Annotated in this window: 19 protein-coding genes; 1 reads left to right on the top strand and 18 read right to left on the bottom strand. The window is 64.7% G+C overall.

From position 1 onward, the window contains the following. Positions 1–79: 79 nt before the first annotated feature. From JI664_RS22155 to JI664_RS22115, 9 genes are all read right to left on the bottom strand, one after another. Positions 80–865 (bottom strand): amino acid ABC transporter ATP-binding protein, encoded by a 786-nt coding sequence (locus JI664_RS22155; RefSeq protein WP_286174238.1) that lies wholly within the window; start codon positions 863–865, stop codon positions 80–82. A gap of 12 nt (positions 866–877) precedes the next feature. Then, positions 878–2,176: an amino acid ABC transporter permease gene (locus tag JI664_RS22150; protein WP_207015964.1), complete on the bottom strand. Its 1,299-nt coding sequence runs from the start codon at positions 2,174–2,176 to the stop codon at positions 878–880. A gap of 1 nt (position 2,177) precedes the next feature. Next, the gene (locus JI664_RS22145; RefSeq protein ID WP_207015963.1) at positions 2,178–3,428 is read right to left on the bottom strand and encodes an amino acid ABC transporter permease; all 1,251 of its coding nucleotides are present in this window, start codon (positions 3,426–3,428) and stop codon (positions 2,178–2,180) included. Between the two features lie 134 nt (positions 3,429–3,562). After that, positions 3,563–4,579, bottom strand: coding sequence for an amino acid ABC transporter substrate-binding protein (locus JI664_RS22140; RefSeq protein WP_207015962.1), 1,017 nt, complete (start codon positions 4,577–4,579; stop codon positions 3,563–3,565). 247 nt (positions 4,580–4,826) lie between these two features. Beyond that, positions 4,827–5,537 (bottom strand): ATP12 family chaperone protein, encoded by a 711-nt coding sequence (locus tag JI664_RS22135; protein WP_207015961.1) that lies wholly within the window; start codon positions 5,535–5,537, stop codon positions 4,827–4,829. Next, a complete protein-coding gene (locus tag JI664_RS22130) occupies positions 5,534–6,208 on the bottom strand; it encodes an HAD-IA family hydrolase (RefSeq protein ID WP_207015960.1) in 675 nt (224 codons plus the stop codon). The genes JI664_RS22135 and JI664_RS22130 overlap by 4 nt, the downstream gene beginning before the upstream one ends. After that, complete coding sequence (locus tag JI664_RS22125; protein ID WP_207015959.1) at positions 6,205–7,242, bottom strand: RluA family pseudouridine synthase; 1,038 nt, start codon at positions 7,240–7,242, stop codon at positions 6,205–6,207. The genes JI664_RS22130 and JI664_RS22125 overlap by 4 nt, the downstream gene beginning before the upstream one ends. Further along, the gene (gene crcB, locus JI664_RS22120; RefSeq protein ID WP_207015958.1) at positions 7,239–7,616 is read right to left on the bottom strand and encodes a fluoride efflux transporter CrcB; all 378 of its coding nucleotides are present in this window, start codon (positions 7,614–7,616) and stop codon (positions 7,239–7,241) included. Before crcB ends, JI664_RS22125 begins: the two co-directional genes overlap by 4 nt. A 48-nt stretch (positions 7,617–7,664) precedes the next feature. Continuing rightward, positions 7,665–8,987 carry a replication-associated recombination protein A gene (locus JI664_RS22115; protein WP_207015957.1) on the bottom strand — a complete coding sequence of 441 codons (1,323 nt, stop codon included), beginning with the start codon at positions 8,985–8,987 and terminating at the stop codon, positions 7,665–7,667. Between the two features lie 132 nt (positions 8,988–9,119). On the opposite strand from JI664_RS22115, the gene JI664_RS22110 reads away from it, so the two are divergent. Continuing rightward, entirely contained in the window at positions 9,120–10,748 is a 1,629-nt protein-coding gene (locus JI664_RS22110; protein ID WP_207015956.1) for a thiamine pyrophosphate-binding protein, read from the top strand. Here JI664_RS22110 and JI664_RS22105 read toward each other — a convergent pair whose 3' ends face one another. From JI664_RS22105 to rplO, 9 genes are all read right to left on the bottom strand, one after another. Then, positions 10,749–12,068, bottom strand: coding sequence for a trypsin-like peptidase domain-containing protein (locus JI664_RS22105; RefSeq protein WP_207015966.1), 1,320 nt, complete (start codon positions 12,066–12,068; stop codon positions 10,749–10,751). It abuts the gene before it with no gap. Between the two features lie 333 nt (positions 12,069–12,401). After that, positions 12,402–12,764, bottom strand: coding sequence for a DUF1304 domain-containing protein (locus JI664_RS22100; protein ID WP_286174237.1), 363 nt, complete (start codon positions 12,762–12,764; stop codon positions 12,402–12,404). A gap of 136 nt (positions 12,765–12,900) precedes the next feature. Then, positions 12,901–13,317: a 50S ribosomal protein L17 gene (gene rplQ / locus JI664_RS22095; RefSeq protein ID WP_207015955.1), complete on the bottom strand. Its 417-nt coding sequence runs from the start codon at positions 13,315–13,317 to the stop codon at positions 12,901–12,903. A 183-nt stretch (positions 13,318–13,500) separates the two neighbouring features. Next, complete coding sequence (locus JI664_RS22090) at positions 13,501–14,517, bottom strand: DNA-directed RNA polymerase subunit alpha (RefSeq protein ID WP_207015954.1); 1,017 nt, start codon at positions 14,515–14,517, stop codon at positions 13,501–13,503. A gap of 118 nt (positions 14,518–14,635) precedes the next feature. Beyond that, entirely contained in the window at positions 14,636–15,031 is a 396-nt protein-coding gene (gene rpsK, locus JI664_RS22085; protein ID WP_109534123.1) for a 30S ribosomal protein S11, read from the bottom strand. Positions 15,032–15,046: 15 nt separating this feature from the next. After that, positions 15,047–15,415: a 30S ribosomal protein S13 gene (rpsM, locus tag JI664_RS22080; protein ID WP_207015953.1), complete on the bottom strand. Its 369-nt coding sequence runs from the start codon at positions 15,413–15,415 to the stop codon at positions 15,047–15,049. Positions 15,416–15,880: 465 nt separating this feature from the next. Then, the gene (locus tag JI664_RS22075; protein WP_207015952.1) at positions 15,881–16,525 is read right to left on the bottom strand and encodes an adenylate kinase; all 645 of its coding nucleotides are present in this window, start codon (positions 16,523–16,525) and stop codon (positions 15,881–15,883) included. Then, the gene (gene secY, locus JI664_RS22070) at positions 16,522–17,886 is read right to left on the bottom strand and encodes a preprotein translocase subunit SecY (protein WP_207015951.1); all 1,365 of its coding nucleotides are present in this window, start codon (positions 17,884–17,886) and stop codon (positions 16,522–16,524) included. The genes JI664_RS22075 and secY overlap by 4 nt, the downstream gene beginning before the upstream one ends. Positions 17,887–17,990: 104 nt before the next feature. Beyond that, positions 17,991–18,470, bottom strand: a complete 480-nt coding sequence (gene rplO / locus JI664_RS22065) for a 50S ribosomal protein L15 (protein WP_207015950.1) — start codon at positions 18,468–18,470, stop codon at positions 17,991–17,993. Positions 18,471–18,530 lie beyond the last annotated feature (60 nt).

Here is an 18,530-nt window from a genome sequence, read left to right as displayed (position 1 = left end):
AATTTGCCGTAAGGCAAAGAGGGGGGCAGACAGCCCCCCTCTCTTCAGCCCGCCAGAAGCCCGCCGGAAAGCGCGCCGTTCAGTGACCCAGGATCTGGCTCAGGAACAGCTTGGTCCGGTCCGATTGCGGGTTGTTGAAGAACTCGTAAGGTTCGTTCTGCTCGACGATCTGGCCCTGATCCATGAAGATCACCCGGTTCGCCACCGCCTGCGCGAAGCCCATCTCGTGGGTCACGCAGAGCATCGTCATCCCCTCTTCGGCGAGCTGGATCATGGTATCCAGCACCTCCTTGATCATCTCGGGGTCGAGCGCCGAGGTCGGTTCGTCGAACAGCATGATGCGCGGCTTCATGCACAGCGAGCGGGCGATCGCCACGCGCTGTTGCTGACCGCCCGACAACTGGCCGGGATACTTGTTGGCCTGTTCGGGGATCTTCACCTTTTCGAGGAAGTGCATCGCCGTTTCCTCGGCTTCGCGCTTGGGGATCTTGCGTACCCAGATCGGCGCCAGCGTGCAGTTTTCCAGAATCGTCAGATGCGGGAACAGGTTGAAGTGCTGGAACACCATCCCGACTTCCGACCGCACCTTGTCGATGTTCTTGAGGTCCGAAGACAGCTCGGTCCCGTCGACGATGATCGTGCCCTTCTGGTGTTCCTCCAGCCGATTGATGCAGCGGATCATCGTCGATTTGCCCGAGCCCGAGGGCCCGGCAATGACGATCCGTTCGCCGCGATTCACGGTCAGGTTGATATCGCGCAGAACGTGGAACTGGCCGTACCACTTGTTCATGTTGGTGATCTGGATCGCGACCTCGTCCGAGACCGTCATCTGGCTGCGGGTTGCCGCGGTATTCGTGGTTTCCATGGGTGGAACTCCTTAGCGATGGTCGGTCTGCAGGCGGCGCTCGAGATACATCGAGTAGCGCGACATCGAGAAACAGAAGACCCAGAAGATGGCACCGATGAAGATGAACAGCTCCCAGTAGATCCCCTGCCAGTCCGAGGTCGCGCGGATCGCGCTGGCCCGGCCGATCGGGTCGAGAAGGCCGATGAACACCACCAGCGTGGTATCCTTGAACAGGCCGATGAAGGTGTTGACGATGCCCGGGATCGAGATTTTCAGCGCCTGCGGCATGATGATCAGCCGCTGCGCCTTCCAGTAATCGAGGCCAAGCGCATCGGCCCCTTCGTACTGGCCGCGCGGCAGGGCGGCCAGACCGCCCCGGATCACCTCGGCCATATAGGCGGTGGCGAACAGCGTCACCATGATGATCACGCGCAGGATCAGGTCGAAATTCGTGCCCGGCGGCAGGAAGTAGTTCAGAAGCAGCGAGGCCGTGAACAGCAGGGTAATCAGCGGCACGCCGCGGATGAACTCGATGAAGACGACCGAGACGCCCTTGATGAGCGGCATGTTCGATTGCCGCCCCAGCGCCAGCAGGATCCCCAGCGGCAGCGACAAGGCGATGCCCGACACGCCGATGACGATCGAGATCATGAAGCCGCCGAATTCGCGCGACGGAACGGCCTCGATACCGATGGGCAGCGCAGTCGACAGCGTGTCGATGACCATGCCGGCAAAGAAAATCCACCAGATCAACGCCGCGATCACCGCGCCGCCGGTCTGGATCAGCGCACCGAACGCGCTGAGCAGGCGCAGCACCAGATAGCCGATGACGAAGCCCATCGCCGCGACCAGCACACCCCAGATCGGGCCGCCCCACAGCAGCCATACGCCGATGAACGGGTAGACCGCCGAGAAATACAGCAGGTTCTTGGGCGCTGCCGGAAACAGCACGGGCGCCACCGCGACAAGCAGCAGCACGAAGGCAAGGATCGGACGCCAGTAAAGCTCGGGCGGGTAGAAGCCGAAGATCAGCTGCAGCCAGTTGACCCGGATCACCGCCCAGCAGGCACCGGTCGCGCCGTCGAGGATCTCGCGGCATTCGGTCAGCGAATTGGCGTTCCAGACCGAATTGGCGAACCACGGGAACAGTTCATAGACCAGAAAGGCGACGGCGGCGATCGACAGCAGGGTCAGGATCGCGCTGACCCAGCCGTTGAACAGGTTCTCGCGAACCCATTTCGTCGCGCCCATCTCGCTGGCCGGGGGTTCGGCCTCGGGCAGCATCGTGTCGCGGACGAAGGGGACGGTTTGTGCGTGTGTGTCGCTCATCTCACCGCTCCTTCAGTCTGACGCGGTTGTTGTAGATGTTCATCGCCGTCGAGATCGCGAGGCTCACCACCAGATAGATGAGCATCATCAACATCATCCCTTCCAGCTCGCGTCCGGTCTGGTTGATGGTGATGCCGCCCAGCGTCGAGCGAAGGTCCATATACCCCACGGCAAGGCCCAGCGAGGTGTTCTTGGTAATGTTGAGATATTGCGAGATCAGCGGCGGAACGATGACGCGCAGCGCCTGCGGCAGAATCACAAGCCGCATCGTCTTGCTCGGCTGGACGCCCAGCGCAAAGGCGGCTTCGGTCTGCCCCTTGTTGATGGCAAGGATACCGGCGCGGACGATCTCGGCGATGAAGGCGCCGGTATAGATCGACAGCCCCAGCCACATCGCAAGCAGCGAGTTCCGCATCTGGATCCCGCCTTGGAAGTTGAAGCCGCGAAGCTCGGGATAATCCAGATGGAAGCCCAGCGCGAACAGCAGGATGGTGATCGGCGCCAGCAGGATCAGGATCGACTTCCACCACGTCTTGGGGCGGATGCCGGTGGCGTTCTGCACCTTGGCCGCGTGGCGCAGCAGCAGCACATTGGCCCAGATCGACAGCGCGATCACGGCGATCACCGCGATGATGTCAAGCGAGGGCTGCACGCCAAGGAAGTTGAACGAGCCGAGGCTGTTGTCGAAAAGCGGGCCGGGAACATAGACGCCGCGATTGGTGATGGCGACGGCGTCGAACACCATCGAGGCCGCGGGCGTGTCGCCGCGGAAGTCGCGCGGGGCGGGCATCGATTCCGACATCACCGCCGAGACGACGATAATCCAGATCAGCACCGGCACGTTGCGGAAGGTCTCGACATAGATCGTCATCAGCTTGGCGACGATCCAGTTCTTCGAGAGCCGCAGAACCCCGGCGATAACGCCGATGACAGTCGCGGTGGCGCAGGCCATGACCGCAAGGATCAGCGTGTTCAAAAGGCCGACGATGGCGGCGCGGCCATGGGTATAGGTGCTGTCGTATTCGATCGGGCGCTGCGAGATATCGTAGCCCGAGGTGCTCCAGAGGAAGTCGAACGAGAAGTCCTTGCCCAGAGCCGCGAGGTTGCGGATCGTGTTGTCCACCAGCCAGGCGGCGCCCAGCATCAGCAGGATCAAGGCGAAGATCTGGATCGTGTACGAGCGATAACGCGTGTCGTACAGCAGCATACCCAGAGTGAAGGACCTCTGTGGGGCCCCGCTGTCCATTGCCATAAAATGTCTCCCTGCATCCGTACCGATATTGTTATTCCTCGCGCCGGTCTTGCGGCGTCGGGTGGTACGGTTATGCGTTGTCTGAAAAGGAAAACGGCGCGCGATGGTCCCATCGCGCGCCGCTTGTCTTGCCCTTAGCGGAAGGGCGGTGCGTAGATCAGGCCGCCCTGAGTCCACTGCGCGTTCAGACCGCGCGCCAGACCGATTGGCGTCGCCTCACCGATCGTTGCGGCGAAGATCTCGCCGTAGTTGCCGCCCGCGGCAATGGCGTTGCGGGCGAATTCGGACGACAGGCCCAGCATCGCGCCGAGATCACCCTCGGTGCCCAGCAGGCGGTTGATTTCCGGGTTGTCGGTGCCGGCAGCCATCTGCTCGAGATTGGCCGAGGTCACGCCGAGCTCTTCCGCCGCGATCAGCGCGTTCAGCACCCAGCGGTTGATGTCGGCCCATTGGTCATCGCCCTGACGGACGAGCGGACCGAGCGGCTCTTTCGAGATGATCTCGGGCAGGATCACGTGATCGCCCGGGGTCTCGAACGAGGCGCGGGTGGCAGCCAGGCCCGACGCATCGGTGGTGTAGACGTCGCAGGCACCGGCAAGGTACTGCTGCTGCGCTTCGGCGTTGGTTTCGATCGGAACCGGCTCGTACGACATGTTGTTGACGCGGAAATAGTCCGCAAGGTTCAGCTCGGTGGTGGTGCCGGTCTGGATGCAGACGGTGGCGCCGTCCAGCTCGGTGGCCGAGGACACGCCCAGCTCACGCGGAACCATGAAGCCCTGACCGTCATAGTAGTTCACGCCCACGAAGGTGAAACCAAGGTCCACATCGCGCGAGAAGGTCCAGGTGGTGTTACGCGCCAGCAGGTCGATTTCGCCCGAGGCCAGCGCGGTGAAGCGGGTCTGGCCCGTGGTCGGCACAAAGTTCACGGCCATCGGGTCGCCCAGAACGGCAGCGGCGACAGCACGGCAGACAGCAACGTCAAAGCCCTGCCAGACGCCGTTGGCGTCGGGGGCCGAGAAGCCGTTCACACCGGTCGACACACCGCAGTTCAGCGTGCCTGCAGCCTGGACGTCTTCAAGCGTCGTGGCCGACGCGAAGCTCCCGGCAACAGCCGCTGCGGCCAGCGTCCCCAGAAATACCGATTGTTTCATCTTTACCTCTTCCTGTTTACACCGCTGATTGCGGCGGTCAGTTCGACCCCCTGCGGGGCCAAGCTCAGCCGGTTTGCTCCCGGCCCGTCATTGCTGTGGCAATGCGGCGCATCTTTGACGATGCTGCGTAAGCGAATTTGTGCCGATTATTATTGTCCGTCAAGTCAATCATTTCTGGGCAGCCTGCACAGGCAAGCGGCAACAGCCCGTGGCCGGGCGTGTTTTGGTGCAGCAAAACGGCTATGCGCTACAGGGTGCTGGCGGCGAAAAAACGGGCAGCGTTGGAAAAGGCATGACGTCGCGCCAAGGTCAGGCGCTGTGCCTCTTCATCCTCGCCCCATTGCTCGATCTGCCAGTCCTCATCGATTCGAGACGCGGCCCAGAGCGCGTCGACCGAGGCGATTCTCTCGGCTGCGGCAAGGCCGATCACCATGGACCCCGACATCGCCACCAGATCGTGAAAGGCGGTCAGCTGAAAGGGCGTGTAGCCTTCGACATGGCGGCGCAGTACGTCCAGCGTTTCGGGGGGCTGCGGGGTCGGCATGACGCCGGTGGTGACGTTCCAGCGCACCCCGTACCGGCCCGCCGACCATTCCAGAAGCGGGTCCCATGCCACGCGCTGACGCGCGACCAGCTCGGCGGGACTATCCGCGCGGTAGCACAGCAGATCCGTTTCGCCATACGCGGTGATGATCCCGGCCACTTCGGCGAACTGGCCGCGCACCTTGTCGATGGCGGCGTTGGCAGCGCGGGTGGCGGGCATCGTGTCGGGCACGATCTTGTCTTCCTGCGCGTGCCATTCGGCCGCGACCAGCTCTGCCATTTCCCGCGTCGGGATGACCAGCGGCGCCTTGGCGGGCGTTTTTACCGGACGGCCATCAAGGCGCACCGTGAAGCCCTCGGGCAGCTCGGCCACCGTGGCTTCGGTCCAGAATTTCTTGGGTGCCCAATCGCTCATGCCTGCCCCCATATCGTGTCGAGCGCCGAGTCGAGCTGATCGAAACCGTCGATCAGCCTGTCGGCCTGTGCCAGCCGCGTGCGCGGGTGATACCCCCATGTCACGCCAATGGTGTGGATGCCCGCCGCGCGGCCCATTTCGATGTCGAATTCGGTATCGCCGACGATGACCGCCTGCCCCGCCTCGACGCCCGTCTCACGCAGACAGGCCTCGATCATCGAGGGATGCGGTTTCGACGGGTGATCGTCGGCCACCTGCGTGGCGACGAAGACCCCCTGCAGCCCATGCGACTCGAGCAGGCTGTCGAGCCCGCGGCGGGACTTGCCCGTCGCGACGGCCAGTTGCATCAGCGGGTCGTCGCCCAGCCGGTCGAGCGCCGCGCGCGCGCCGGGATAAAGCGGGCTGCCCTTGGCGCCATTCTGGATCCGCAGCGCCTGATAGGCGCGCTTGTAGCCTTCGACCAGCGCGTCATGGGTGGCGGCGGGCACGTCGGGCGCAAGACGGATCATCGCCACGGGCAGCGACAGACCGACAATCCCCTTGATCGCGTCCACCGGCGGCACGATCAGATGCTGCGCCAGAAAGGCATGCGTCATCGAGGCGACGATATCGGCCTGACTGTCGACAAGCGTGCCATCGACATCGAAGATCACAAGTCGCAAATCCGTCATTCCTGTTCCTCGAACGGATCGGCGGGCACATCGGTCTCGCGCCAGCCCAGCGTCTTCCAGCTGCGCGCCATATGCTCGGGCAGCGGCGCCTCGATCAGGATCGGCTTGCCGGTGATCGGGTGTTCGAAGCTGATGCGGCGGGCATGCAGGTGCAGCTTACGGCTGATATCCCCGCCCAGCTGCGCACCCCAGCCATCGCCCAGATTCTCCTGCCCCGAGCCGCCGTATTTGCCGTCGCCGATGATCGGATGCCCCATCTCGGCCATATGCGCGCGAAGCTGGTGGGTGCGCCCGGTGATCGGCACCAGCGCGACCCAGGCCGCGCGGCTGCCCAGCCGGTCAAGCACGGCGTAATCGGTGGTCGCCCGCTTGGCGCCGTCGGTCTTCTCGACCTCGCCCGGATGGATGCAGCGCATCTTCTCGCTCTCGCCGCGCAAGCCCGCCTTCACCAACCCGTAGCGGATCGTGCCCATCAGCGGCTGCGGAACGCCCGCAACGATAGCCCAGTAGATCTTGCGCGTGTTGCGCGCGCGGAAGGCTTCGCCCAGACGGCGGGCGACGCGCGGGGTGCGCGCCAGCAGCAGCACGCCCGAGGTGTCCTTGTCCAGCCGGTGGACCAGCACGGGGCGGTCCTTGTAGCCGAATTTCAGCGCTTCGGTCAGCCCGTCGACATGGCGGTTGCCCTGCCCCGAGCCACCCTGCGAGGGCAGGCCGGGGGGCTTGTTGAGGGCGATGATATGCTCGTCCTTCCACAACACGCAGTCGCGGATCATCTCGGCATCGGCATCGGGGATACCGGGCACGCGCGTCGGCGGCGGCGGGGCGGCGTCGGGCAGCGGCGGGATGCGCACGCTTTGCCCGGCTTCGATCCGGTCGCCCGACTTCACGCGCTTGCCGTCGAGCCGCAGCTCGCCCTTGCGGCAGAACTTCTCCACCATGCCCTGCGTGACTTGCGGGAATTTCTTCTTCAGCCAGCGGTCGAGGCGCTGTTCGCCCTCGTCCTCGGCCACGGTAATGGTTTGCACGCCGCTCATGCCAAAAGGCTCCTTGCGATTGCCAGCCCGGCGAAAATCGCCGCCAGCGACAGACCCACCGAGGCCAGCACATAGAGCCCCGCCGTCAGGTGGTCGCCGCGCTCCCAGATCGTCATCGCGTCGAGGGAGAAGGCCGAAAAAGTGGTGAATCCGCCCAGCACGCCGGTCATCAGCAGGGGCGCGAAACGGTTGGCGCCGAGATGGCCCAGCGCGACGACGACAACGCCCATCACGAACGAGCCCACGACATTCACCGTCAGCGTTCCCCACGGAAAGCCCGGCCCTATGACACGGATCGCCGCCACCCCGGTCAGGTAGCGGCCCGAGGCGCCGATGGCGCCCCCGAGGGCGACTTGAAGAAGGGTTGTCAACATGGCGCTGCCTTCGCGCGGGCGGGCCGCAAAGTCAAGCTGAACAGGGGATCACGCGCCGCTGCGGCGGCTGCGAAGCTTGGCAAAATAGTCGACCCGCTTCTTCAGCTCACGCTCGAACCCGCGTTCGGGCGGCGCATACAGAACCGGGCGCTTCACACCGTCGGGAAAATAGTTCTGTCCGCTGAAGCCGTCCTGCGCGTCATGGTCGTATTGATAGCCCGCGCCATAGCCTTGTTCCTCCATCAGCTTGGTGGGGGCGTTGAGGATATGCGCGGGCGGCATTGCGCTGCCGGTCTTCTGCGCCAGCTGCCGCGCGGCCTTATAGGCCACGTAGACCGCGTTCGATTTGGGCGCGAGCGCCAGATAGACCACCGATTGCGCCAGCGCCAGTTCGCCCTCGGGGCTGCCCAGCCGCTCATAGGTCTGCCACGCATCCAGACACACCGCCTGCGCCTGCGGATCGGCCAGCCCGATATCCTCGACCGCCATCCGGGTCAGACGGCGGGCCAGAAAGCGCGGGTCTTCGCCCCCTTCGAGCATCCGCGCAAACCAGTAAAGCGCCGCATCGGGATCCGAGCCGCGCACCGATTTGTGCAGCGCCGAGATCAGGTTGTAATGCTCGTCGCCCGACTTGTCGTATTTCGCCGCGCGTCGCATCAGCCGCTTGGCCAGCGCGTCGGGCGCCAGCGAGCCGGGCACTTTCCACGCCATGACCTGCTCGATCAGGTTCAGCATCGCCCGACCGTCGCCATCGGCCATTTCCATCAGCACGTCGCGCGCCTCGACCGTGAGCGGCAGTTTGCGGCCCATCTCGTGCTCGGCGCGTTCGGCCATCCGTTCCAGATCGGCCAGCGACAGGCGCTTGAGCGTGATGACCTGCGCACGCGACAACACGGCGGCGTTCAGCTCGAAAGACGGGTTTTCGGTCGTGGCGCCGATCAGCAGGATCGTGCCGTCTTCCATATGCGGCAGAAAGCCGTCCTGCTGCGCCTTGTTGAAGCGGTGGATCTCGTCGACGAACAGCAGGGTCCCCTGCCCGTTCTGCCGCCGCATCTTGGCCGCCTCGAACACCTTGCGCAGCTCAGGCACGCCCGAGAAGATCGCGCTGATCTGAACGAAATGGAGGTCCGTCGCCTTGGCAAGCAGGCGGGCAATGGTGGTCTTGCCCACGCCGGGCGGCCCCCACAGGATCAGCGACGACAGCGTCCCCGCCGCCAGCATTGCGCCCAGCGGGCCGTCGGGGCCCAGCACGGCCTCTTGCCCGATCACTTCGTCCAGCGCCTTGGGCCGCAGCCGGTCGGCCAGCGGACGCGGGGCGTCTGCATGCGTGTCAGGGGCGCCGTCGGGCGAGGAATCGAAGAGGTCGGCCATGGCGCCAATGTAAAGGCTGCACGGGCGCACGGAAAGAGAGGGCGAACGCGCGACGTTATTCTTGCAACTGCAACGGCCCGTGTTGCATTCAGGCGGCATGGATGCATCTTTGACGGCATCAGGGAGATTACAATGTCCGACACGAAAACCTATGTTCACCAATCCATCGCGCAGGCCGTGCTGGATCATGGGATCACCACGATGTTCGGCCTGATGGGTGACGCGAACCTGTTCATGGTCGACCATTACGTCCGCGCCGGCGGGGGCCAGTTCGTGCCCGTGGCCTATGAAGGCAGCGCGGTGCTGATGGCCGCTGCCCATGCCCGCATCGCCCAGAGCGTGGCGGTCGCCACCGTGACCCATGGCCCGGCGTTGACCAATTGCGTGACCGCGCTGGTCGAGGCCGCCCGCGCGCAGGTGCCGATGGTGCTGCTGGCCGGTGACACGGCGGTGATGGCGCCGCAGAATCTGCAGAATATCGACCAGCGCGAGGTGGTTCAGATCACCGGCGCGGGCTTCTTGCAGATGCGCGCACCGGAAACGGCCAGCTACGATGTCGCCCACGCCATCCACCGCGCGCGGGTTGAACGGCGGCCCATCGTGCTGAACATGCCCGCCGATTTCATGTGGCAACAGGTCACGCATGAAGCCCGTGTCTTCCCGGTCTTCGGTGCGCCCGCCTATGTGCCCGAGGGCGACGATCTGGATCAGGCGGTGGGGATGATCGCCTCGGCCAAGCGGCCCATCGTGCTGGCCGGTGTGGGCGCTCTGGATGCCCGCGACAAGATCATCGCGCTGGCCGAACGGATGGAGGCCCCGCTGGCCACCACGCTCAAAGCCAAGGACCTGTTTCGCGGTCATCCGTCGAATATGGGGATCTTCGGCACGCTGTCGACGCCCGCCGCCTACGAGGCCATCGCCAAGGCCGATTGCGTCGTGGCCTTCGGCTCGAGCCTGCATCACTTCACCACCGATCAGAGCAAGCTGATGAAGGGCAAGCGGGTCGTTCAGATCAACTCGGACGCCACAGCGGCGGCGAAGAATTTCCGCCCCGACGCGGTTCTGGTCTCGGATGCGGGGCTGACCGCCGACAACATCGTCTGGTGGCTGGACGAGGCCGAGATCGCCCCCACCGGCTTCGCCAAAGAGCTGGATATCGATGAGCTGACGCGCCACCCGGTCGGACGCCCGAGCGAGACCGCCGAGGGCTGCATCAACTACGTGCAGGCGCTGGAGCGGTTGGAAAAGGCACTGCCGGAAAATCGTTTGCTGACCACCGATGGCGGGCGCTTCATGACCGAGGTGTGGTGCCGGATCTCATGCCCTGACGCGCGCAGCTTCGTCGCCACGACGAATTTCGGCTCGATCGGGCTGGGTCTGCAGGTGGCGATCGGCGCCGGCATCGCTGCGCCAGACCGGCCCGTGGTGCTGTTCACGGGCGATGGCGGCTTCATGATGGGCGGCGTGAACGAGTTCAATACCGCCGTGCGGCTGAAACAGGACCTGATCGTCATCGTCGCCAATGACAGCGCCTATGGGGCCGAGCATATCCAGTTTCTCGACCGGCAGATGGACCCCGGCCTTGCGCAGTTCGAATGGCCCTCTTTCGCCGATGTCGCCACCGCGCTGGGGGGACAGGGGATCCTTGTCACCTCGGACGATGAACTGGACACCGCGATGAAAGCCATCGAGACCCGCGACAAGCCGCTGCTGATCGAATTGCGGCTCGATCCCAACGACGTGCCGCGCATGCGGGCCTGATCAGATCCGGAAGCGCAACACGCTTCGACGGCCGCCACGCATCAGTTCGACCTCCCAGTAGCGCGAGGGATCGCTGAGCGCGCGGTCGAGCGCAGCGGTGTCGCCGACGCGCTGACGATTGACCGACAACAACACGTCGCCCGGCTGCAGGCCAGCGCGGGCGGCGAGATCGGCCACCTCGACCACGACGACGCCCGTCGCCTGCGGGTCAAGCCCCTGCTCTGCCGCGACCGCCGGGTTGATCGTCTCGGCCACCAGCCCGCGCAAGGCCATGCTGCGCACGGTCAGGCGGTTACGGGCCGGGGTTTCGGGCGGCGCGACAAGGGCCACGCCCGACTCGCGCCGGTCGGTCCCGCGCTGCCACGTCAGCGTGGCCTCGCCGCCGATGCCGCCCGCCGACAGGCGGAACATCATTTCCTGCGGCGAATTCACCGGCTCATCATTCACCGCCAGCACCACGTCGCCGCTTTGCAGACCGGCGCGGGCAAGCGGGCTTTGCGGATGAAGTTCGGTGATCGCCACGCCCTGCGGCAGACCCAGACCCAGCGCCTCGGCCAGCGTCGCGTCGACGGATTGCCCGCTCATCCCCATCCATGGGCGCTGAAAGGCGGTCGCGCCGCCCTCGGCCTGCGCCACGACCTGCGCCACAAGATTCGCGGGGATCGCAAAGCCGATCCCGTTCGACCCGCCCGAGCGCGTCAGAATCGCCGAGTTGATGCCCACCAGTCGCCCGGACATATCCACCAGCGCGCCGCCCGAATTGCCCGGATTGATCGCCGCGTCAGTCTGGATGAAATAGCCGGTCCCCGACCCCACCGCGAGGCCCGAGCGCGCCAGGGCGCTGACGATGCCGCTGCTGACGGTCTGTCCCACGCCGAACGGATTGCCGATGGCCAGCACCAGATCGCCCACTTCGGTCCGGTCGCTATCGGCAAGCTGGATGGCGGGCAGGTCGCTGGCGCCCTGCAGTCGCAGGATGGCAAGGTCGCTGGTCTCGTCGGCAAGGATCACCTCGGCGGTGAATTCGCGCCGGTCATTCAGCACGACGCGGATATCGTCGGCATTGCCCACGACATGGAAATTCGACACGACGATCCCGTCCGAGGTCAGGATCACGCCCGAGCCGAGCGCGTTCTGCACCCGGGGCGGGCGGCTGCTTCCCCCGAACAGCTGGCCGAAGAGCGGATCGTTGAAAAACGGAGATTGCTGCGCTTCGACCACGCGGCGGGCATAGATCGACACCACGGCGGGTGCCGTCTGCCGCACCACGGGCGCGAAGCTGAGCTGGATCTGCGCCTGACTGGTCGGGACTTGCGCCATGGCGGGCTGTTGCACCAGAACAGGCTGCACGGGGGCCTGCACGGGGGCCTGCACGGGGGCCTGCACGGGGGCCGGGCGCTGACCGGCATGCTGATTGGCGGGGGCTGCGGGCGGGATCGGAGAGACGGAGGGCGGCGCGGGGTTGGAAATCGACTCGGCACTGACCGGCGAGAGCGCCTGCATCGCCCCCATGGTCAGCCCCACCCCCGCGACGGCCCCGATCAGGACCAATCCGATGACGCGCATGACTGCCTCCGATGACGTTTGATGCAAGGCAGAATGGTCATGGCGCGCGCGCGGCGCAAGATATCTCACGCGAATGCGAACGCGGCGCTACAGCAGCCATACCGCTGCCAAGGCCAGAAGCGCGGGCACGCCCTGCACCAGAAAGATCCGGCGGCTGGCCGTCAGCGCCCCGTAGGCGCCCGCGACCAGCACGAAAAGCAGGAAACAGGTGGCGACGTTGCGCGCCCAGTCAGGGTCGGCGATGAACAGCGACCAGATCAGCCCGGCGGCGAGAAAGCCGTTATAGAGCCCCTGATTGGCCGCCAGCGTCTTGGTCTGCGGGAACAGCTCGCGCGGGAGCGAGCGAAAGGCGGCGGGTCCGCGCGTCTCCCATGCGAACATCTCGAGCCACAGGATATAGAGATGCAAAAGCGCAATCAGCGCGACAAGGATCATGGCGATCAGGGACATGGGCGCGGCTCCTGCGGGTTGCGACCCGGCCAAGCTTACGCCCCTGCCCCGCCCGGTCAAGCGGCCTGACAGAAAGGAAAAACCCCCGCAGCCGGGCTGCGGGGGTTCTGGTCCGGGCCGGCAGGCGGCGCGGCACTTATTCTTCCGAGGCGTCCTGCTCAAGGCGGGCCTTGTCGGCGGCGCCCTTGGCGTTCAGGTCGCGCTCGACGAATTCGATGATCGCCATCGGCGCCATGTCACCATAGCGGAAGCCGGCTTTCAGCACGCGCAGATAGCCGCCCTGACGGTCCTTGTAGCGCGGGCCGAGGACTTCGAACAGCTTGGCGACGTCCTTGTCTTCCTTCAGCATCGAGGCGGCCTGACGGCGCGCATGCAGATCGCCGCGCTTGGCGAGCGTGATCAGCTTCTCGACGATCGGGCGCAGTTCCTTGGCCTTGGGCAGAGTGGTCTTGATCTGCTCGTGCTCGATCAGCGAGCCAGCCATGTTCGAGAACAGCGCCTTGCGGTGTTCATGGGTGCGGTTGAGGCGGCGGTAACCACGGGCGTGACGCATGATGATCTCCTATGACGTCTTTTGCTTTGTGTTGCCTGCCGTGCGTTGCGGCGGGCGTCGTTGGGGCGGAATGCCCAGTCTGTTCCCCGGCTATCCGGGCATTTTGGGGGAAGGGCGGTGGCCGCCCGTCCCCGGGGCTGTAGGGTGCGTGCTATGGCACGCACCGATCCTTGCGACCGGTTCTCAGAACTGGTCTTCGAAGCGCTTGGCCAGCTCTTCGATGTTTTCCGGCGGCCAGTCTTCGACTTCCATCCCGAGATGCAGACCCATGCCCGAAAGCACTTCCTTGATCTCGTTGAGCGACTTGCGACCGAAGTTCGGGGTGCGGAGCATCTCGGCTTCGGTTTTCTGGATCAGGTCGCCGATATAGACGATGTTGTCGTTCTTCAGGCAGTTGGCCGAACGCACCGACAGTTCCAGCTCGTCCACCTTCTTCAGCAGAAGCGGGTTGAACTCGAGACCGTCGTCGTCCGCACCGCGACCAGCCGCTTCCGGCTCTTCGAAGTTCACGAAGACCTGCAGCTGGTCTTGCAGGATGCGCGCGGCGAAGGCCACGGCGTCCTCAGGCGTGACCGAGCCGTCGGTTTCGATTTTCATCGTCAGCTTGTCGTAGTCCAGCACCTGACCTTCGCGGGTCGGCGTGACTTCGTAGGCGACTTTCCTGACCGGCGAATAGATCGCGTCGATCGGGATCAGGCCGATGGGGGCGTCTTCGGGGCGGTTCTTGTCCGCGCCGACATAGCCCTTGCCGGTATTGACCGTCAGTTCCATGAACAGCTCAGCGCCGTCATCGAGGTGGCAGATCACGTGATCCTTGTTGAGGACTTCGATCCCGTTGGTCACCGCGATGTCGCCGGCTTTCACCAGCGCCGGACCACGGGCCGAGATGGTGACGCGCTTGGGCCCGTCCACATCCATTTTCAGGGCGACGCCCTTGAGGTTCAGCACGATATCCGTGACGTCCTCGCGGACCCCGGCGACCGAGGAGAATTCGTGCAGCACGTTGTCGATCTGCACCGAGGTGATGGCCGCGCCTTGCAGCGACGACATCAGAACGCGGCGCAGCGCGTTGCCCAGCGTCAGGCCGAAACCGCGCTCGAGCGGCTCCGCAACGACGGTGGCCTTCCGCGACGGATCGGCACCGGCGCGTACGTCAAGCTGCGCGGGCTTGATCAGTTCCTGCCAGTTCTTGTGGATCATGGATGTGCCTCCATTCTTGTGACCGGCTCATGACCGAAGCCGGACACGCCCGAGGGTCTCTCAATGACAGCATCGGACCGCACCCGTGAGGGCGCGGTCCGAGCAAGGTTTGCAGTCGTCAGACGCGGCGACGCTTCGGCGGGCGGCAACCATTGTGCGCCAGCGGAGTCACGTCGCGGATCGAGGTAATGGTCAGGCCGGCAGCCGCCAGCGCACGCAGCGCCGATTCGCGGCCCGAACCGGGGCCCTGCACTTCGACTTCGAGCGTGCGCAGACCGTGTTCCTGGGCCTTCTTCGCAGCATCTTCCGCCGCCAGCTGTGCAGCGTAGGGGGTCGATTTCCGCGAGCCCTTGAAGCCCATGGTGCCGGCCGACGACCACGAGATGGCGTTGCCCTGCACGTCCGAGATCAGGATCTTGGTGTTGTTGAACGTCGAGTTCACATGCGCCACACCCGCGGCGATGTTCTTCCGTTCCTTGCGCTTGACGCGCGCGACTTTGGTATCACGAGCCATTGGTCCTGCCTCCCCTTACTTCTTCTTGCCGGCGATAGCCTTCGCCGGACCCTTGCGGGTGCGGGCGTTGGTATGGGTACGCTGGCCGCGGACGGGCAGGTTACGGCGGTGACGCAGGCCACGGTACGAGCCCATGTCCATCATGCGTTTGATGTTCATCTGCGTCTCGCGGCGAAGGTCGCCTTCGACGGTCAGATTGGCGTCGATGTACTCGCGGATCGCCAGAACTTCGTCGTCAGTCAGCTGGTTGACGCGGCGGGCCGCATCAATGTTCAGCGCTGCGATGATCTGTTCGGCGGTCGAGGGGCCGATACCGGTGATATAGGTCAGCGCGACGGGAACGCGCTTTCCCGTGGGGATGTTGACGCCAGCAATACGTGCCACGCGGTTATTCCTTCTGTTGCGGTTCCGTAGTCCCAGAACCTTTTTTCACAACACGAGCCTGCGGGGCCGTGCCAAGCGAACTGACCGTTGACCTTGGGTCTGATGACAACAGGGCCAAAAAAACGATCCGAGTCGGCGAACGGCTCGGATTGCTCGGTCAGGGGCTTCGGGTAGGCGGTTTTCGGCTGGCCGTCAAGAGCCAGCGCGTTCTGTCAAGACGTTTTTCGGCTGTCCGCGCGCTTTGCGTGGGGTCACCCGTCCCTTGCGAACGACGCATCCGCTTTGAGGGATGACTATAGAGCACCCGGCATGGCGTTTCCAGAGGCTCGGTGCCCAAGCGGCGGGATTGCCGTCACCACCGGCAGCCGGAGGAAACCCACGGAAACGAAGACCCCCTCCCGCGCGGGCACGGGAGGGGGTCGGTATCGTGTCATGTCAGCCTGTGGGCCGTGTCTGTGAGCCGTGTCAGCCGTCCAGAGCCGACGCCACCTCTGCCGTGACCTTGGCCATGTCCTGCAGCCCGTCCACCACTTTCAGGTTGCCCTTGCAATGGTAGTAGCCGATCAGCGGCGAGGTCTTCTTGTAGTATTCCATCAGGCGCTGGCGCAGGCTGTCCTCGTTGTCGTCGGCGCGGCGCTTGAGATCGTGCGATCCGCAGACATCGCAGGTGCCTTCGACCTTCGTGGGCTTCGTGCGGTCATGATAGACCTCACCGCAATTGCCGCAGGTGAAGCGGCCGGTGATGCGATCCACCAGTGCCTCGTCATCGACGCGCAATTCCACCACGGCGTCCAGCGTCAGGCCCTTCTTGTCCAGCAGATCGCCCAGCGCGTCGGCCTGAGCCAGCGTGCGGGGGAAGCCATCGAAGATGAAGCCGGTGGCATCGACCGTTTCGATCTGCTCGGCGATCAGGCCGATGACGATCTCGTCGGTGACAAGCTGGCCCGCATCCATGATCGCCGCGACCTTCTGGCCCATCTCGGTGCCCGACGAACGCGCCGCACGCAGCATGTCCCCGGTCGAGAGTTGCACCATGCCACGACCCTCGACGAGAATGCGCGCCTGCGTGCCCTTGCCTGCGCCCGGGGCGCCCAGAAGAATAATGTTCATCGCAGAGCCGGTCCTTTCCGCGGGTTCTTGCCGCGGTTCTTTCCGCGCAGTTGCGAGCGCTCAAGCAGGCTTTCGTACTGATGAGCGACGAGATGGGACTGAACCTGGCTCATCGTGTCCAGCGTGACCGCCACGACGATCAGCACCGAGGTGCCGCCGAAGTAGAACGGGATCGAGAGCTGCGAGCGCAGGATCTCGGGCATCAGCGCCACGCCGGCCAGATAGATGGCACCGACAGTGGTGAGACGGGTCACGACGTAATACAGGTATTCTTCGGTCCGTTTGCCGGGGCGGATGCCCGGAATGAAGCCGTTCTGGTTCTTCAGGTTATCGGCCACGTCATCGGGTTTGAACGACACGTTCAGCGTGTAGAAGAACGTGAAGAACACGATGAGCGCCGTGAAGAACAGCAGGTAAAGCGGCTGACCGGGCCCGAAATAGGCAAGGATCGTCGCCATGATCGGGTTGGTCGACTGCCCCGAGAAGGTCGACAGCGTGGTCGGCAGCAGCAGCAGCGACGAGGCGAAGATGGCCGGGATCACGTTGGCCGGGTTCACCTTGATCGGCAGGTGCGACGAGCCGCCGTCATAGACCTTCATCCCCACCTGACGGCGTGGATATTGGATATGCACCTTCCTCAGCGCCCTCTCCATGAACACCACGAAGGCCACAAGCGCCACCATCATCGCCATGATGCCGATAATCACCGCCCACGAGATCGTGCCGGTCCGGCCCTGGCTGAGGAACTGCGCGAGCTGCGCGGGAACTTCGGCGATGATGCCGACGAAGATGATCAGCGAGACGCCGTTACCGATGCCGCGCGCGGTGATCTGCTCGCCCAGCCACATCAGGAACAGCGTGCCGCCCACCAGCGTGATCACGGTCGAAATGCGGAAGAACCAGCCCGGATCGGTCACCAGGTCGCCCGCTTCCAGCGAGATGGCCAGACCATAGCTCTGCACCAGCGCCAGAAACACCGTGCCGTAGCGCGTGTACTGGTTCAGCTTCCGCCGCCCCAGCTCGCCTTCCTTGCGCAGCTGTTGCCACGGGCCGTACATCGCCGCGACAAGCTGCACGATGATCGAGGCCGAGATATAGGGCATGATGCCCAGTGCGAAGATCCCCATCCGGGCGATGGCGCCGCCGGTGAACATGTTGAGCATGCCCCCGATCCCTGCCGCCGCCTCGGTCATGAACTCGCGCAGCGAAGCGCCGTCGATGCCGGGGACCGGAATATAGGTCCCCAGACGATAGACGATCAGCAGACCGATCGCGAAGAGGATACGTTGGCGGAGGTCCTTCGCCTTGGCGAGCGTGGCCCACGAAGTGTTAGCCGCCATTTGCTCTGCAGCAGAAGCCATGTTCCCGTCTCTTTCATGACAGCGCCGCCGGCCCGGGTTCCGGTCGGCGGCGCAGCAAAACCCATGGTGAAGATGTAAGGGGCGAAGCCCGCCCCCACAACACCTTATTCGGCCGTTTCGACCGCCGCCACGGTGGTCTTCAGCGAACCGCCGGCTTTCTCGACGGCTTCGATGGCCGATTTCGAGGCGCCCGACACGGTGATCGTGACCTTCTGGGTCAGCTCACCCTTGCCCAGCACGCGGATGCCGTCGAGCTTGCGGCGCACGAGGCCCGAAGCGACCAGCACGTCCTCGTTGATCTCGGCTTTGGCGTCGATCTTGCCGGCTTCGATGAACTTGGCGATGGCGCCGAGGTTCGTCACAGCCCATTCCTTGCGGTTCGGCTTGGTGAAGCCGCGCTTCGGCAGGCGGCGATACAGCGGCATCTGACCGCCTTCATAGGCGTTGATGGCCACGCCCGAGCGCGACTTCTGACCCTTGATACCACGGCCAGCGGTCTTGCCCTTGCCCGAGCCGGGACCGCGCGCAACGCGCTTCTTGGTCTTGGTGGCGCCGGGATTGTCGCGAAGTTCGTTCAGTTTCATTGTCGCATCTCCTGTGCCGGAATACCCCGCCTGCGACGGAAAGGGGCAACTCGGCGTGAC

Origin of the sequence: Rhodobacter sp. NTK016B (assembly GCF_017303295.1) — a bacterium.
Lineage (GTDB): Bacteria > Pseudomonadota > Alphaproteobacteria > Rhodobacterales > Rhodobacteraceae > Pararhodobacter.
Note: the sequence above shows the minus strand (reverse complement) of the source record. Positions and strands in the feature narration are given on the sequence as shown.